Genomic DNA, 15,583 nt, shown 5'->3' with positions numbered 1-15,583 from the left:
GTTCGTATATGATTTAGCGTATTGAATGGCTGCTGACGTTCGGTGGGAAAATCGTTACCTGCAACAAATTGACGTTCAGGTGCTAACCCCGAGAGGGCAGACAAGGGTAACATTGCGCACAATACTGCGTCCTGTTACATCACAGCTCCCTAAAAATGTGTGATGACGATGACTGTCGTCGTCACTTCGATGATGTCGAATTTCATTAATCTCACTCTATCAGATATGAGCATGGCCTTTTATAACGAAGTTTTCAGCATTTCTACGCAGAAATCAGAGCTGGTGATATTTTTTACAATATTGCAGTTAAGCATTATTCTTCTAGCCGCAAGGGTTGGAAGCGTAATCGCCGTGAGATTCTGGCAAACGGCGGTGGTCGGAGAGATCATTGCAGGAATCGTGTTAGGGCCGTCATTGTTTGGACTCATGATGCCCACGGTTTTTCATTATGTTTTCCACTCCATTTCATCAGTGCCAATAGACGTGCTGTCCCAAATCGGGCTTACTTTATTAATGTTTCAAGTCGGCTTGGAATTTGATTTCTCACATTTGCGCAGCAGGGATAATCAGCGCTCCGTATTTCTCATAGCCATCGCCAGTATATTTTTCCCGTTCGTTTTAGGTATAGGCTTTGGTCTACTTACCGCAGACACGCTGGCACCCCATGTTCAGCCGTTAATTTATGCACTATTTGTGGCCACTGCATTTTCCATCACCGCCGTACCCGTGCTAGGTCGAATGATGATGGAGCTGGGTATTACTAGAACCAGGATCGCAGCGATCGCCATTAGCGCAGCGGCGATCAATGATGTAATCGGCTGGATTCTTTTGGCATTAGTCGTCGCGCTAGCATTATCCCACTTTACAGTCGGCGCCTTTGTGGCAAAAATCGCCATATTGCTCTTATTCATTGTGTCGTGGATATTGATCGTTCGACCACTACTTAGGCTAACCATTTCTCGGTTTGGCGGAAATGATGTCCTGACGCCGCAGCTACTAGGAATTATTCTCATCAGCATATTTGTTTCTGGGATGATTACCGCTTCGATAGGAGTATTTACGATATTTGGTGGTTTTATGGTGGGCGTTATTCTTTCTACGGAAAGAAAGTTCGTAACTGCGTGGCGAAATACGGTTTCGCCGTTTGTGTTGGTATTCTTTCTCCCCATTTTCTTTACATATACAGGACTCAGAACCGATATCAGCGGTCTAAACAGTGTATCGGCGTGGTTGTGGTGCATGCTGGTATTAGCACTAGCAACTGCTGGAAAGTTTTTCGGCTCCTATTTTGCTGCCCGGATATCCAGCCTGAATAACCAGCAATCCAAAATTATTGGCATCATGATGAATACCCGAGCTTTAATGGAATTGATTGTTATTAATGTAGGATATGATATAGGAGTAATATCACAGCAGGTATTTACCATGTTGGTGATCATGGCGATCTTTAGCACCGTTATTACGACGCCACTGCTCCGCCGATGGCTGCCACAAGCTGGCATAAAGTACACCCTGGGTTCGGGTACAAACGCTTGCGATAGCTACGGCGCAGATTAAATTCTAACTTACCAGAGCGCGAAGCATATCCCATCCTGACCTCAGGACACCTCCAGCAATCGAGGCTGAGTAACGCGATTTCTCTGCCTTTCTGACAGGATAGCGCCCCCTGTCAGGATATCTGTCGCCACCCGTTGAGGTAGAGTAAGAATGTAGAGGGGCCCTACGTTCGGCCATAGACAACTTTTGTTACCCAGAAGCATTTTAGGAGATAATCGCAAGGCTGCAAGTTGCCGGCAAGCTTGTCATACTTAGCATCTGTACTAATTTAGTCAGGGAGCCGATCGTGAACCGAGGGATGCAGTTGCTACCAGAATCCGCCAAGCCTTTTCTACTAGACTCCATTCATGCCTGGTGTGTGGAGCAGGGCTACTCGCCTTTCATCGTGGTAAAAATCGACTATCCAGGGGTCGAGATACCATCCGGATACGACCGTGATGGGCGTATTGTCCTCGACATCTCCCCGGCAGCCGTAGTTGGTCTGCAGATGGGCGACGGTTGGATACAGTTCCAGGCGCGTTTTGGCGGGGTTGCGCGCCGCATTGCCGTACCCATGGCGGCGGTAGTAGCCATTTATGCTGCTGAAACCCAGGAAGGCATGGGCTTTCCGGAGCCGGCCATCCCACCTTCTGCGCCGGAGACCACGAAGAAGGCGGAAACCCCACCGTCCCAACGTCCTGGCCTGCGGGTTATCAAATGATTCTGCGGCGCACACTAGCAGGCGTGCTGTTTTCGCTGCTGGCTTCCGCCGCACACGCAGACATCTATGCCTACACCGGCAGTGACGGGGTAATACACCTTACCAATCTGCCCGAACACAAGGGACAGTACCACCTGGTCATGCGGACACCAAAGATGGCAACGCACATCGCTCGGCAACATTTTGATCTCGTCGCCCGCAGTGAGTTGCAACCCATCGTTAAGACCGCAGCAAAACAGTACGGGCTCAGCACCGCGCTGCTGAATGCCGTGATTCGGGTCGAGTCGGGATTCAATGCTGGTGCCGTGTCCAACAAGGGCGCTATGGGATTGATGCAGTTGATGCCCGCCACCGCAAGCCGTTTTGGCGTGCAAAACCCCTTCAACCCACAAGAAAACATCAGTGGGGGCGCCGCTTATCTAGCCGAGTTGCTCCACCGCTTCAGTGGCGATTTGCGTCTCGCGTTGGCAGCATACAATGCCGGTAGTCAGGCGGTAATCCAAGCGGGGTATCACATCCCGCCCTTTCAGGAAACGCAGGCTTACGTACCAAAAGTAATGGCCTATTATCAACGCTTCCAAAGCAGTGGCGACCAAACTGATGCGGATGAAAGCTGGGTAAAGCCAGTCATTCAGATCTCCAGTCCGTAACGCTGAATCTTTTTGCTCAATGTATTGCGGTTGATACCTAAGCACTGCGCCGCGATGCCACGCTGGCCATCACATTGCCGCAATACCTTCTCTAGCAGAGCGCGTTCGACTTCTTCCATGACTTGTTGATGTAAATCTCGTGGCAACTCGCTTCCCAGGTCGGCAAAGTATCGCGCCACTTGGTGAAAAATACATTCTCGTAAGCTCGGCATCTCGTCGCCGGGAGCAAATTCATCCATCAGGGCAGGCTCAGAATCGTGACTTGATAGCCGGGCGCCGTTTCCAATTGCGAGCCCTGTAATAAAAAGCCTACCTTTTCCCCAGGAATGAACCCGTTACGCGCCAATACATTCCCAGGAAGATAAGAATTGGGTGCGTAGGTCAAGGTACGAATCGTTGAGCCATAGGCATTACTGAGCACCACTTGAATTTGTGGATACGCCTGTACCATTCCCGAAGTGTTTTCCAGCTTGCCACGAATCACCGCCAAATGATTCGGCAGCGGCGTTACCGTACTCTGCACAATGTGAATTTCACGATTCGGTCCCGGCCAGGGAACCTCCACCCCAAGACCTTGCGCGGACTGCAAAATCACGTTACGAATGGCCGGAGAGCTGGCCAAATAAGCATAGCTGCGCGTCCACCAAAGAATCTGCACAACCAGCACCAACAACAGGAAAACGATGACAGCGAGCAAAAACCAGCGGCCGATACCTCCGCGATGGGTATTTTCGGATTCAAGAGACTTGGCAATTGCTGGCGCAGCAATTGGCACCCGAAAAACCTCTCTACAGACGCTACACTGCAAAAGTCCCTGATGCCCCCGCAGGGAAAGAGGATCTACAGCGAAAGTCGATTCACAACGCGGGCATTGGACTTCCATCTCGCTCTCCTGGTAGACGTTCTCCAACAATCAGTGACCAATCGCTGCGCCGCTTGGACGGCGCAAGAGAAAAATATGGTGCATAGGCCGCCCTCACCAAGTCCTCTTGCGCATGAAGCAGGCCGGAGAGGGCTACGCGCCCCCCAGGCAGAACACGCTGCGCCAAGAGTGGGGCAAGATCAATCAACGGCGCGGCAAGAATATTGGCGACAACGATAGGATACTGCCCCAATTTCTCCGCGTCCGGCAAGCACAACTTCATCCTTTCCGCGACCGCATTTTCCTGGGCGTTCTCGCCTGCAACTTCTAAGGCAACCGGGTCGGTATCCACCCCAACCGCAGATTCCGCACCCAACAACAGCGCCGCAATGGCCAATATTCCTGAGCCACAGCCGTAATCGAGCACCGTCTCGCCGCCCGCAATCGTCTCGCTCAAAAATTCCAAACATAGTGCCGTCGTGGCATGTGAGCCGGTACCAAAGGCGCGCCCCGGATCAAGACGCAACAGCAACGCCTCAGCGGGCGCTTCGGCCCAACGCGGTGCAACCCAGAGTCGCCCGAATTGCTGCGCAGGGAAGGCCGCTTGCGTTTGTGCCACCCAGTCCTGCTCCGCCAGGGCCTCGACACGTGGCTGATAGCTCTGCCAGTGGGGCTGCGCCAGCAATCCATCAATGGCAGCGCGCCCCTCTTCCGTGCCGGCAAAAAGTGCCTCGCCCTGGTTGATTGCCCAGGTTTCGCCATCGACAAAGACCGGCGAAGCCGCATCGTCCTCCAGCCAGCTGACCGTCTCGGCGCCGGCGGCGAGCAAGCCATCTTCCACCGCCTCCAGTTCCTGGCCAGGCACGCGCAGATGTAGCTGCCACCACGCCGGACTCATAGGCCGAGCAACGCCTCCAAGTAGTGGATGTGCACTCCACCCGCCGCAAACTGGGCGTCATCGACAATCCGTCGGTGCAGGGCAATATTGCTCTGGATTCCCTCGATATTAATTTCCCGCAGGGCGCTACGCATGCGCGCCAGGGCCTCGGCGCGGTCGGCACCACTGGCAATCAGTTTGCCGATCATCGAATCATAGTAGGGAGGCACCCGGTAGCCGGCATAGATGTGGCTATCGACACGGATGCCGGGGCCACCAGGAGGATGCCAAGCGGTAATTTGCCCCGGCGAGGGGACAAAGCGCTCCGGGTCTTCGGCATTGAGGCGACATTCGATGGCATGGCCGCGCAGTTGCACATCATCCTGTGTGAACCAGAGTTTTTGCCCGGCCGCGACGCGGATCTGCGCCTTGACGATATCGATGCCAGTAATGAGCTCCGTAACCGGATGCTCGACCTGCACACGGGTATTCATTTCGATAAAGAAGAAAGTCTCTGCCACCGGATCGTAGAGAAACTCAATGGTGCCCACACCACGATAACCAATATCCTTGCATGCCTGAACGACTGCGGCGCCTATCGCTTGGCGCTGCTCTGGGGTAATGCCCGGCGCTGGCGCCTCTTCGATGACCTTTTGGTGGCGGCGCTGCACGGAACAATCGCGCTCGCCCAAATGGACACAGTTGCCATGCCCATCACATAGAATCTGAAACTCAATGTGCCGCGGCGTTTCCAGGAACTTTTCCATGTACAGGACCGGATTGCCGAAGGCACGCGCGGCCTCGGCGGTAGTCAGGCTTACGGCGTTGAGGAGATGCGCCTCAGTATGTACCACGCGCATGCCACGCCCGCCGCCGCCACCGGCGGCCTTGAGAATGACCGGGTAACCAATCTCGCGCGCGAGGCGCTGGATCTCGGCAGGATCCTCCGGCAAGGGGCCATCGGAGCCGGGCACACAGGGAACACCGGCCTTGCGCATCGCACTCTTGGCCGCAATTTTGTCGCCCATCATACGGATACTCTCGGGACGAGGGCCAATAAAGACAAAGCCGCTGCGCTCGACGCGCTCGGCAAAATCGGCATTTTCCGAGAGAAAGCCAAAGCCCGGATGGATGGCCTCAGCGTCGGTCACCTCTGCAGCTGCGATCACTGCGGGAATACTTAGGTAACTCTTATCCGAAGCTGCCGGACCAATACAAACCGACTCATCCGCAAGCTTGACGTGCATCAGGTCGCGATCGGGTTCGGAGTGCACGGCCACGGTACGAATACCCATCTCGCGGCAAGCGCGCTGCACGCGCAACGCTATTTCGCCACGATTGGCGATGAGGATTTTACCAAACATCTCAGGACTCGGGCGCAATGATGAAGAGGGGCTCGCCATATTCCACCGGCTGACCATTCCCGACAAGGATTTTGAGAATTTTGCCGCTCACATCGGCCTCAATCTCGTTCAGAAGTTTCATTGCCTCGATGATGCACAGGGTCTGCCCGGCCTTGACCACGCTTCCCTCGTCAACAAAGGACTTCGCTTCCGGGGAAGAGGCACGATAAAAGGTCCCTACCATGGGCGACTTGATCATGTAGCCTTCCGGCTGCGCTGCCTCCACCTTCACCGCCGCTGCCGGTGTTTCTGCCGCAGGCACAGGCACCGCCATGGCGGCAGGCACGCTTGGCAGCGCGTAGTGTTGCACCGGTGCGGCAATTTCTTTGTGACGGGTGATGCGGACCTTACTCTCCCCCTCGACTACCTCGATCTCATCAATGGAGCCCTTTTCCAGGAGGTCAGCCAAGCGGCGAATGAATTGTATGTCCATATGCAGTTCCTTTGGTGTCGTTCAGACCGACAGGCGACGGTGAATCGCTTCGAGGGCCAGGGTATAGCCGTCCGGCCCGAGACCGACAATACTTCCCTGCGCCAGGTCAGAAAAATAGGAGTGATGGCGGAAAGGTTCCCGCGCGTGGATATTGGATAGGTGTACTTCGATGAAGGGAATGGCTACAGCGCTCAGGGCGTCACGCAAGGCGATACTGGTGTGGGTAAAGGCAGCGGGATTGATGATGATGTAATCGACTCCCTGCCCAGCTGCTGCTTGTACCGCATCGACCAGTTCATGCTCGGCATTACTCTGCATTGAGCGCAGTTGCCAGCCCCAAGCCTGCGCCTGCGTCAGCAAGGCGGCATCGATCTGCGCCAAAGTGCTCTGGCCGTAGTGCTGCGGCTCGCGCCGACCGAGAAGATTGAGGTTAGGTCCGTGAATGATCAGTACGTGGGGCACGCGGGCAGCCTTAAGCCTATGTTCGTTCGGTACATGGCCTCAGAGTCTGCCGCAAAGTGCCCCACAAATCCAGATGAAGGACGACCTGCCCTCAAAAATGGTTTTTGATCAACCAGTCCGTACTGGGTAGGCGATTGCGCTCCCAGGCATTGTCCATGCCCTTGCCTATAGCCACCATGTAGCCAATGGCAAAGTTTTCCGGCAAGTGGATCAGGCGTGCTACAGCATCAAAATCAAACCCATCCATCGGGCAACTATCGTAGCCAAGATCCTGCGCCAGCAGCATCACCGTCATGCCAAAAATCCCGAGGCTACGCATGGCCTCGTCGCGCGCCACCTGCGGCTTGCCGCGATAGTATTCGTCCATTTTGGGGAGTAGAAAATCCTGCACCGGCTGCGGCGCTGTCGCCCAGTAGCGCTGCGGCCTTTCCTGCCATGCGTTCAAATCGGCGCAGAGCACCAGGAGTAGCGAGGCATCGGTTACCTGCGCTTGCCCCCAAGCTACCTCACGGATGGCTTGGCGAAGTCTTGTTTCCTGCACATCGACGATCCGCCAGTGCTGAATATTATACGCACTGGGTGCCAGCGCTGCGTTTTCGAGCAGAACCCGCCGCGTTTCGGCAGACATCTGATGTTGCGGGTCGAAGGCCTTCGCGGCCCGACGCTTTTGAATGGCAGTGATAACGTCCATACGAATTTCTCCCATAATTGTACCGTCGCGAAATCATACCGACCAGTCTGTATTATGTCAAAGCTCAGCGGCTAATGGGTTTGAAGCGCAGACGATGCGGGCGCGCGGCCTCTTCACCGAGTCGACGACGCTTATCTTCCTCATACTCGCGATAATTACCGGTGAAGTATTCCACATGCGCATCACCTTCAAAGGCGATGATATGGGTAGCGATGCGGTCGAGGAACCAGCGGTCATGGGAAATCACCATCACCGTGCCGGCGAACTCCAGCAGGGCATCTTCTAGGGCGCGCAAGGTTTCCACGTCAAGGTCGTTGGACGGCTCATCGAGAAGCAGTACATTGCCACCGGTAAGCAGGGTCTTAGCCAGATGCAGGCGCCCACGCTCACCGCCGGAGAGCTGCCCCACCAGCTTCTGCTGGTCGGCGCCCTTGAAATTGAAACGCCCGCAGTAGGCACGCGAGGGAATTTCGAACTTCCCGATCTGCAGAATATCCAGGCCACCGGAGATCTCTTCCCAGACATTCTTCTTCGCCGCGAGGGCGTCGCGTGACTGGTCGACGTACGCCAGTTGCACCGTTGGGCCGATCTTTACCGTGCCGCTGTCGGGCTGCTCCTGACCGGTAATCATCTTGAAGAAGGTCGATTTACCCGCGCCATTGGGACCGATGATGCCAACAATGGCGCCCGGCGGGATCTTGAAGCTCAGGTTTTCAAAGAGCAGGCGATCGCCAAAGCCCTTGGCGACGTTTTCAAACTCGATGACCTCATTACCTAAACGCTCGGCCACCGGAATGAAGATTTCCTGGGTCTCGTTACGCGCCTGATATTCGTAGGAACTCAGCTCTTCGAAGCGAGCGAGACGGGCCTTGCTCTTGCTCTGCCGCCCGCGCGAACTCTGCCGCACCCACTCCAACTCCTGCTTCATCGCCTTGATGCGTGAGGCCTCGGTGCGCGCCTCCTGCTCCAGACGCTTTTCCTTCTGCTCCAGCCAGGTGGAGTAGTTGCCCTTCGAGGGAATACCTTGCCCGCGGTCCAGCTCCAGAATCCACTCCGCCGCATTATCGAGAAAATAGCGATCATGGGTGACGGCGACCACCGTACCAGGGAAACGGGCCAGATATTGCTCCAGCCATTCCACCGATTCGGCGTCGAGATGGTTGGTGGGCTCGTCCAGCAGGAGCATGTCGGGACGGCTGATCAACAAACGGCACAGGGCAATGCGCCGCTTCTCGCCGCCAGAAAGCGTGCCCACCTTTACGTCCCAGGGGGCGAGGCGCAGCGCATCGGCAGCGACTTCCATCTGCTGTTCGGCTTGGTGCCCATCCCCGGCCGCCAGAATCGCTTCCAGGCGCGCCTGCTCGCTGGCGAGCTTGTCGAAGTCGGCATCTGGCTCGGCATAGGCGGCGTAGACGGCATCGAGTTCGGCGCGGGCAGTGAGGATCTCGCCTAGACCTTCTTCCACTGCCTCGCGCACGGTCTTTTCCGGGTTGACTTGCGGTTCTTGTGGTAGGTAGCCGATCTTCAGGTCTGGCATGGGCGTGGCTTCACCCTCATACTGCTTGTCGACGCCGGCCATGATCTTGAGTAAGGTCGATTTTCCCGCACCATTGAGGCCCAGCACGCCGATCTTTGCACCGGGAAAAAAGGAAAGCGAAATGTCCTTGAGTAAAGTGCGCTTGGGCGGCACCACCTTGCTCAGGCGATTCATGGTAAAGACATATTGGGCCATGGGAAATCCTTGCTGCGGGTCAAATTGGCGCTAGTCTAGCAAAAACTCTAGAGCAATTCCCCGACTCGTTGCGGCGCGTTACACTTTAGAGCTTCGCGTGAAGAGGACACTGGCAAATGTTGAGCGTTTGGGGGGATATCATCGTCATGGTTGGGACGCCCGTCCTGTTCCTACTGGTGGCCTTGGGGGTCAACCGTCTGGCACGTCGTCACTCTAAAGATCAGAAGGAGCCATAATGCTGGTAACGATGTTGAAAAGTAAGCTGCACCGAGTACGAGTCACGGCGGTAGAACTCGACTATGAGGGCTCCTGTGCCATCGATACGGATTTATTGGCGGCAGCCGGAATTCTCCCCTATGAGCAGATTCAAATCTACGATGTGAACAATGGCGACCGCTTTACCACCTACGCCATCAGCGCGGCGCCGGGTTCGGGCACCATTTCCGTCAACGGTGCTGCCGCACGCCGCGTCGCCCAGGGCGACCTGCTCATCATTGCCAGCTATTTGCAGATCAGTCCGCAGGAGGCGCGTGGCTGGCAGCCCACGGTAATCCATGTTGACGCCAACAATCGGGAAGTCCGCCCCACTCTGGCTGTTTGAAGTACCTTGCTGCTAGCAGAGCTACCGGGAGCAGCGCGGCGTTTGCTGGCCGCCCGCGCGGCGCGCAGCGTCGGACAGGGCGCCCTGGTGGTAGACTTTGCGCTGTATCTGCATGCACTGCACTGGACTGCAGTCGCGATTGGCGCCCTCTACTCCGCGAGTCTACTCGTCGGCGGATTCGCTACGCTGCTGGTAGGGCCGGCTAGCGATCGCTACGGGGCGCGCCGCTTTCTACTCGCCTATGAGGGCGTTCAAGCCCTAGCCGCCGTTCTGGCCCTGGTCACGAGCAACCCCATTGTTCTCGGCATCGCTGCACTCCTCGGCGCCTTTGGTCGCGGTGCCAATGGTGGTGCCGGCCCCTTCGCTCCCGCCGAACAGGCGTGGCTTTCCCGCAGTCTGCCGCAGGAAATCTGGGGACAAATTCTACCGGTGAATACCGCAATCGGCCTTGCCGGAATGGGACTCGGTGCGGCGATTGCGGCACTGCCGGGCCTACTAGCACCGCACATTTCTGAGCTATTTAGCTACCGCAGCCTCTTCGTCCTCGTCCTGCTCGGTGCTTTGGCGAGTCAATGGCTATTGTTCTCGGCAGAGGAACCTGCTCCGCGCCGCAATAGTATGAGCAACGCAGAAGATATCGTTACCGAATCGGCCACTCCATTCCGTTGGCGACCCTTGCTCACTTTTGGCGCCATCAACAGCCTGAACGGCTTGGGCATCGGTTTGATTGGCCCGCTGATGGCCTACTGGATGCACCTGCGTTTTCACGCTGGTCCCGCCCTGATCGGCCCCGGCATGGCCGTCGCATTTTTTGTTGCCGCCGCTAGCTCGCTGTTCAGCATTCGCCTGAACCGCCGCTTTGGGATGGTCGGCACCGTGGTGCGCCTGCGTCTCCTGGGCCTGTTGATGCTGCTGGCGATCCCACTGGCACCCACGTTTTGGTTAGCGATGCTCGCCTACATCCTCCGCTCGGCGATGAATCAGGGCAGTATCGGCTCACGGCAAGCGCTGTTCCTGGGCATTGTCGACCAGCGACACCGCGGTCTTGCCGCCACCGTCAACAGCCTGAGCATCCAGGCCCCGCGCGCCATTGGCCCGGTCGTTGCCGGGCTCTTTTTTGCCGCCGGTTTTCTCAGCTGGCCGTTTTACCTGGCGGCAGGGTTGCAGGGATTGTATCTGCTCCTATTCAGCAGGTTCTTCAGCACTCGTCCAGCACCCGCAAGGAACACTGACCCGTAGCCTCACAACTTTCCATAAGAATGTAGCCCGGACAGAAACATGTTGACGCCAAGGAAGCAGAAACTCACCACCCACAGGCTCAGGAAAGACCACCAGGCCATGCTGCGACCGCGCCAGCCCTTCACCACCCGAGCGTGGAGATAACCGGCATAGTTGAGCCAGACGATGAGTGCCCAGGTTTCCTTGGGGTCCCAGGACCAGAAGCCACCCCAGGCGCGCGCTGCCCAGACCGCGCCCAAGATGGTAGCGACGGTAAAAAACAGGAAACCCAGGGCGATGGCGCGGTACATGACATCGTCCATCAGCTCCGCATCGGGCAGCCGGGCAGCCAGAACGCCACCGCGCCGCACCGACCAATCGCGCAGCAGGTAGGCCACGCCAATCAGGCTCGCGATAGTGAAATTTGCGTAGCCGACAAACATCATCGGCACATGCAGCTTCATCCAAAAACTCTGTAAGGCCGGGATCAATGGCTCGACTTGATCCATGTGCTGCGCCAGCGTCAGCCAGAGCAAGAAGCCTACCGCCGCCGCCACCAGGGGCATGACAAAGGCACCCAGACTGCGATTTTGTGCCTTTTGCTCGTAATACAGATAAAACAGGGGAGTAGTCGCACAGAAAAGCACAAAGACTTCCCACAAATTACTCACCGGGATGTGTCCCCAACTTGCGTGCCCGAGGTAGGTCTCACGCCAACGCACTCCGAGGCCGATGAAGCCGAAGATCACACCGGCCCAGGTGAGTCGCGTTGCCCAACGCCCGATGGCAGCGCTACCGGTGAACACAGAAACGAGATAGGCCCCGGTGCTGAGCAACAGCAATGCTGACATCCATAATGCCGCCGCGACACCCTGCAACACATAATGGAGGACAACGTTGTTCGCCGGCGTCTGGCCGTGGGCATAGAGCCAAACGGCGCCCAGTGCGGGCAAAACACTGGCTACCGTCGCCCATTGTAAAGGCCGCCAGGCAATGCCAGCGAGCAGCAACCCAACGTACCAGGATACCAGCACCACATATTGCCAGTACCCAAAATCCGCCCTCCAGCGGGCGAGAATGAAGATGGCCACCGCCGTAAGGCCCAAGACCCAGGCCGCCTCCTGGCGGAGGATCTCCTTCAGACTACGCTGCTGAAACTCGCTTGGCAGCCCCTCTGCCCAGGATTCCATGCTCTTTGCCATGTGTTTCGCTCCTCTCCACAAGACTCAACAATGTAATGTAGTACCATCTTTGCCGGGCGGCGCTTGCAGGGCACGTTCCCAGGCGGCAAATTCGCGGGCAAATTCGCGTTTGTTGCGGTCGGCACTGGCGCCCAGCTCCAGGCGACAGCCATCATCCTGATTCTCGACCCGCGCCCAGACACGCCGTTGCGGCAGGTAAAACAAAATAAAAATACCCAGGACCAGAGCTACACAGCCCCAGTAGATTGGCACCGTACCGGGCCACTTGGTGACCTGCAAACCTGCCGCCCAGCGATGATCGAAGGACTGCAAATGCAGAAGGAAGGGTGCAGGGTAATCACGCATCTGCTGCAGCGCATTGAGGCTCGCCTGAACAAAGTGATCCTGCTCGACGCTGGACATATTTGGCGCCACGCGCGCTGCCAGCATCGCGAAAATCTCCTGAAATATCGCTGGCGATGCCTGCGCCCCCCCATGTGCTGCTACCTGCAGGGCCGCCAGATAATTCAGGAACAGGGAGATGCCGCCATTCGGCCCTACTGGCAGATATACATAGTGATAGGGATCCCCCAGCGCCTGGCGATAGCCCTGCACAAAATACCCCTGTCCGTCACGGCTAATGGGACTGAAATAGGTTTTGAACTCGGCCGCGCCACCATGCGGGTCGTGAACGATGTAGGTGTAGCTCGGTCCCAGGTTGACCATGGGATTTTTGGGATCTGGCTTTTCGCCCACGGCGGCCCGTGGCATGACGTTGTAGAGCGAGAAGTTTTTCAACTGCACGGCATAGCCGGAATTGCCCGCCTGCAGCGTTTGCCCAACTCGGCCGGAGAGCATTCCCGGATGCAGCGCCGGCATCCCCAACACATAGCTTTGCAAATGCAATAGCGAACCACCGTCGCTAAAGCTGGATTGATAAATCTCCACACCATCGTAAGACATCGGATGATTGACGCGAATGATACCGCTTTTCAGTACCTTGCCAGATGGGCTATAGAGCACGACGTCGGAAACGAAATCGCTCGGCATGCCGGTGGAGTAATAACGCACATGAAAAGAACGTAGGTGGATGCGAAATGGCAGGGGCTGCACCAAATAGCCATCTCCAGCCAATGCAAACACCGCGTTGGCGGTCTGGCCTTCGGGCAAGGTGATGATGCCGCGGTAGGCGGGATTGTGCAGCGGCATCCATGCCGATCGGGGAATTTCACTCAGGGGCAGATCGAAGTTGTTGGCGGGTTTGAGGGTGCCGGTCCATTCCGCCCATTTCACCGGGATGTCGGCGTTATAAAGGGCCGCCGCACAGATCAGGATGATGGCGAGATGGGTGAGGAAATAGCCGAGCCGATGAAAGCGTCCCTTACGGGCGGCCACATAGAAATCGCTGCCATCGCGCTCCAGGCGCGGACGAAAGCCCGCCGTGCGTAATAAACTGGCGAGGCGCGCTGCCATGGCTTCGGCGGACGCCGGTGCATCCATCGACAAGAAATGATCTTGTGCCCGGATTGCTGCGTGCCGTTGCCGCACCGGCAGCGCCCGCATGTCGCGCAGCATGCGTGGGGTGTTACGCGTTACACAGGTGGCGGTGGACAGGACCAGGAAGGCCACAATGCCGGTATACCAAAGGGTACGATAGACATTGTAGAGCCCCAGTTCGCGGTAGACCTGAAACCAAAAGCTGCCAAATTGCAGCTGATAATTGTCGTAGGGCTGTTGCTGGCTGAGTATCGTGCCAATAATCGACGCGATAGCCAGCAACACCAACAAGCTTACCGCCAGACGCATGGACCCCAAAAACTGCACCAGCAAGCGCAGTCGCGACGACTGGACCGACCGAACATTGCTTACGGTCTGCAAGACCACCTCCCGTTTGTTTTCTCTGCTCGCAGTCTAGCGCTTCAAGAAAGAATTGCCAGTAACCGCGTCCCACGGCTATGCTCCTAGCATGGAACATACCAAGCACAATCCCGGGCAAGGGAAAGCACGTCTTGTCGCCCTGCAGCAGGCCGAGTACCTGCTCAGCGTGACCCGCTTAAGCCAACTCCCTGCCGACAGCGGTGCCGAAGTGGCCATGGCGGGACGCTCCAATGTCGGCAAGTCCTCGGTGCTCAACCGTGTCTGCCAGCAACGGGCGTTAGCGCGGGTCAGTCGCACCCCCGGTCGCACCCAGGCCCTGAATTTTTTTACCCTCGGCAGCGCTGAAAAACGTCTTGTCGACCTGCCAGGCTACGGCTATGCCAAGGTTCCCGAGGCCATGCGCAAGCATTGGGGCGAATTGCTCAACCAGTATCTGCGTAGCCGGCAAAGCCTTACCGGCCTCATTCTGGTTATGGATATTCGTCATCCGCTAATGCCTTTCGACTGTGACCTGCTGCGCTTTGCCGCCCACTGCCAGCAGCCAGTACACGTCTTGCTGAACAAGGCGGACAAGCTCTCGCGCGGGGCGGCAAAACAAACGCTGCAACAGGTATTGCGGGCAGGAGAGATGGAAGGCAGTAGCGCACAACTGTTTTCCGCCAAGGAAGGGGACGGCGTCGCAGAGCTACACGCTACGTTAGCGACTTGGCTGGAAAAAAGTCCCCCGCCAGAAGCGGGGAACAATAATGAGTCCTCAAAGGGAGGAGAGGACTCCCATCCCGGACAGGGAGGTGAAGTCCGGGAAAAGCTACCCCCTTTTGATGCTAAAGATTGAAGTAAAGTTCAATTTTTCCGAAAACACGTGAGGGATACAGCCATGTCATTGAAAGATCACTATCTTATTGTTGGTGACACGCCCCTGGCGCGCAACAGCTACCGCGAACTGAAGCAGCGCGAGCAAGTCGTGCGCGTAATTCTGCTGCGCCAGCCTGATGACACCTACTTTCAGGCAGAAGACGTAATCATTGGCGACGCCAGCGATACGGATGTCCTCAACCAGGCCGAGGCCAATGCCGCCGCCGCGGTTCTCGCGCTGCGCGCCGACGATTCGGAAAATGCCTTCATCATCCTTGCCGTACGCGAGTTACAAGGCCCCGCCAAGACCGTGGCCGCCGTCAACGACAGCAAAAACCTCAAGCGCGTGCAACGCGTACAGCCGGACATGATTATCGCCCCCCAGGTCATTGGTGGCGAGGTCCTGGCCATGGCACTGAATGGGGAAGAACTCAGTAGTGATGCCATTTTGAAGATGTTCCACAGCAGCAACCAGCACTGATC

General features: G+C 56.9%; 17 protein-coding genes. 7 read left to right on the top strand and 10 right to left on the bottom strand.

The window, feature by feature from the left end; all coding sequences use genetic code 11:
• Positions 1 to 168: 168 nt before the first annotated feature.
• The 3 genes from AB4090_RS06620 (at position 169) to AB4090_RS06610 (ending at position 2,907) form a co-directional block, all read left to right on the top strand.
• The gene (locus tag AB4090_RS06620) at positions 169 to 1,557 is read left to right on the top strand and encodes a cation:proton antiporter (RefSeq protein ID WP_369573080.1); all 1,389 of its coding nucleotides are present in this window, start codon (positions 169 to 171) and stop codon (positions 1,555 to 1,557) included.
• 286 nt (positions 1,558 to 1,843) lie between these two features.
• Complete coding sequence (locus AB4090_RS06615) at positions 1,844 to 2,257, top strand: stringent starvation protein B (protein ID WP_369573079.1); 414 nt, start codon at positions 1,844 to 1,846, stop codon at positions 2,255 to 2,257.
• Positions 2,254 to 2,907, top strand: a complete 654-nt coding sequence (locus AB4090_RS06610; RefSeq protein WP_369573078.1) for a lytic transglycosylase domain-containing protein — start codon at positions 2,254 to 2,256, stop codon at positions 2,905 to 2,907. The genes AB4090_RS06615 and AB4090_RS06610 overlap by 4 nt, the downstream gene beginning before the upstream one ends.
• Here AB4090_RS06610 and AB4090_RS06605 read toward each other — a convergent pair.
• From AB4090_RS06605 to ettA, 8 genes are all read right to left on the bottom strand, one after another.
• Positions 2,889 to 3,146 (bottom strand): helix-turn-helix domain-containing protein, encoded by a 258-nt coding sequence (locus tag AB4090_RS06605; protein ID WP_369573077.1) that lies wholly within the window; start codon positions 3,144 to 3,146, stop codon positions 2,889 to 2,891. The genes AB4090_RS06610 and AB4090_RS06605 overlap by 19 nt on opposite strands.
• A complete protein-coding gene (locus AB4090_RS06600) occupies positions 3,146 to 3,790 on the bottom strand; it encodes a zinc-ribbon and DUF3426 domain-containing protein (RefSeq protein ID WP_369573076.1) in 645 nt (214 codons plus the stop codon). Before AB4090_RS06600 ends, AB4090_RS06605 begins: the two co-directional genes overlap by 1 nt.
• Entirely contained in the window at positions 3,765 to 4,667 is a 903-nt protein-coding gene (prmA, locus tag AB4090_RS06595) for a 50S ribosomal protein L11 methyltransferase (RefSeq protein ID WP_369573075.1), read from the bottom strand. Before prmA ends, AB4090_RS06600 begins: the two co-directional genes overlap by 26 nt.
• The gene (accC, locus tag AB4090_RS06590; protein WP_369573074.1) at positions 4,664 to 6,010 is read right to left on the bottom strand and encodes an acetyl-CoA carboxylase biotin carboxylase subunit; all 1,347 of its coding nucleotides are present in this window, start codon (positions 6,008 to 6,010) and stop codon (positions 4,664 to 4,666) included. The genes prmA and accC overlap by 4 nt, the downstream gene beginning before the upstream one ends.
• Before the next feature lies 1 nt (position 6,011).
• Positions 6,012 to 6,482 (bottom strand): acetyl-CoA carboxylase biotin carboxyl carrier protein, encoded by a 471-nt coding sequence (gene accB / locus AB4090_RS06585; protein WP_369573073.1) that lies wholly within the window; start codon positions 6,480 to 6,482, stop codon positions 6,012 to 6,014.
• A gap of 21 nt (positions 6,483 to 6,503) precedes the next feature.
• Positions 6,504 to 6,944, bottom strand: coding sequence for a type II 3-dehydroquinate dehydratase (gene aroQ / locus AB4090_RS06580; RefSeq protein WP_369573072.1), 441 nt, complete (start codon positions 6,942 to 6,944; stop codon positions 6,504 to 6,506).
• 91 nt (positions 6,945 to 7,035) lie between these two features.
• Positions 7,036 to 7,635: a nitroreductase family protein gene (locus tag AB4090_RS06575; RefSeq protein ID WP_369573071.1), complete on the bottom strand. Its 600-nt coding sequence runs from the start codon at positions 7,633 to 7,635 to the stop codon at positions 7,036 to 7,038.
• Between the two features lie 64 nt (positions 7,636 to 7,699).
• Positions 7,700 to 9,367: an energy-dependent translational throttle protein EttA gene (ettA, locus tag AB4090_RS06570; protein ID WP_369573070.1), complete on the bottom strand. Its 1,668-nt coding sequence runs from the start codon at positions 9,365 to 9,367 to the stop codon at positions 7,700 to 7,702.
• A gap of 235 nt (positions 9,368 to 9,602) precedes the next feature.
• On the opposite strand from ettA, the gene panD reads away from it, so the two are divergent.
• Complete coding sequence (gene panD / locus AB4090_RS06565; RefSeq protein ID WP_369573069.1) at positions 9,603 to 9,968, top strand: aspartate 1-decarboxylase; 366 nt, start codon at positions 9,603 to 9,605, stop codon at positions 9,966 to 9,968.
• 6 nt (positions 9,969 to 9,974) lie between these two features.
• Positions 9,975 to 11,207, top strand: coding sequence for an MFS transporter (locus AB4090_RS06560; protein WP_369573068.1), 1,233 nt, complete (start codon positions 9,975 to 9,977; stop codon positions 11,205 to 11,207).
• Positions 11,208 to 11,209: 2 nt separating this feature from the next.
• On the opposite strand, the gene ccsB is transcribed toward AB4090_RS06560, so the two are convergent.
• Together ccsB and AB4090_RS06550 are read right to left on the bottom strand one after the other, a co-directional pair.
• The gene (gene ccsB, locus AB4090_RS06555; RefSeq protein WP_369573067.1) at positions 11,210 to 12,388 is read right to left on the bottom strand and encodes a c-type cytochrome biogenesis protein CcsB; all 1,179 of its coding nucleotides are present in this window, start codon (positions 12,386 to 12,388) and stop codon (positions 11,210 to 11,212) included.
• Positions 12,389 to 12,412: 24 nt separating this feature from the next.
• The gene (locus AB4090_RS06550; RefSeq protein ID WP_369573066.1) at positions 12,413 to 14,245 is read right to left on the bottom strand and encodes a cytochrome c biogenesis protein ResB; all 1,833 of its coding nucleotides are present in this window, start codon (positions 14,243 to 14,245) and stop codon (positions 12,413 to 12,415) included.
• Between the two features lie 88 nt (positions 14,246 to 14,333).
• Here AB4090_RS06550 and yihA point away from each other — a divergent pair, with 88 nt between their 5' ends.
• Together yihA and AB4090_RS06540 are read left to right on the top strand one after the other, a co-directional pair.
• Entirely contained in the window at positions 14,334 to 15,080 is a 747-nt protein-coding gene (gene yihA, locus AB4090_RS06545; RefSeq protein ID WP_369573065.1) for a ribosome biogenesis GTP-binding protein YihA/YsxC, read from the top strand.
• Positions 15,081 to 15,122: 42 nt separating this feature from the next.
• Positions 15,123 to 15,581: an NAD-binding protein gene (locus tag AB4090_RS06540; RefSeq protein ID WP_369573064.1), complete on the top strand. Its 459-nt coding sequence runs from the start codon at positions 15,123 to 15,125 to the stop codon at positions 15,579 to 15,581.
• Positions 15,582 to 15,583 lie beyond the last annotated feature (2 nt).

Source organism: Acidithiobacillus sp. IBUN Pt1247-S3, from assembly GCF_041146875.1.
GTDB lineage: Bacteria > Pseudomonadota > Gammaproteobacteria > Acidithiobacillales > Acidithiobacillaceae > Igneacidithiobacillus.
Note: the sequence above shows the minus strand (reverse complement) of the source record. Positions and strands in the feature narration are given on the sequence as shown.

Bases quoted from the DNA above. Each gene is read 5' to 3' on its own strand.
- accC (WP_369573074.1), bottom strand. From the start codon at position 6,010: ATGTTTGGTAAAATCCTCATCGCCAATCGTGGCGAAATAGCGTTGCGC.
- AB4090_RS06600 (WP_369573076.1), bottom strand. From the start codon at position 3,790: ATGGAAGTCCAATGCCCGCGTTGTGAATCGACTTTCGCTGTAGATCCT.
- accB (WP_369573073.1), bottom strand. From the start codon at position 6,482: ATGGACATACAATTCATTCGCCGCTTGGCTGACCTCCTGGAAAAGGGC.
- panD (WP_369573069.1), top strand. From the start codon at position 9,603: ATGCTGGTAACGATGTTGAAAAGTAAGCTGCACCGAGTACGAGTCACG.
- AB4090_RS06610 (WP_369573078.1), top strand. From the start codon at position 2,254: ATGATTCTGCGGCGCACACTAGCAGGCGTGCTGTTTTCGCTGCTGGCT.
- ccsB (WP_369573067.1), bottom strand. From the start codon at position 12,388: ATGGCAAAGAGCATGGAATCCTGGGCAGAGGGGCTGCCAAGCGAGTTT.
- prmA (WP_369573075.1), bottom strand. From the start codon at position 4,667: ATGAGTCCGGCGTGGTGGCAGCTACATCTGCGCGTGCCTGGCCAGGAA.
- AB4090_RS06605 (WP_369573077.1), bottom strand. From the start codon at position 3,146: ATGGATGAATTTGCTCCCGGCGACGAGATGCCGAGCTTACGAGAATGT.
- ettA (WP_369573070.1), bottom strand. From the start codon at position 9,367: ATGGCCCAATATGTCTTTACCATGAATCGCCTGAGCAAGGTGGTGCCG.
- yihA (WP_369573065.1), top strand. From the start codon at position 14,334: ATGGAACATACCAAGCACAATCCCGGGCAAGGGAAAGCACGTCTTGTC.
- AB4090_RS06540 (WP_369573064.1), top strand. From the start codon at position 15,123: ATGTCATTGAAAGATCACTATCTTATTGTTGGTGACACGCCCCTGGCG.
- AB4090_RS06575 (WP_369573071.1), bottom strand. From the start codon at position 7,635: ATGGACGTTATCACTGCCATTCAAAAGCGTCGGGCCGCGAAGGCCTTC.
- AB4090_RS06620 (WP_369573080.1), top strand. From the start codon at position 169: ATGACTGTCGTCGTCACTTCGATGATGTCGAATTTCATTAATCTCACT.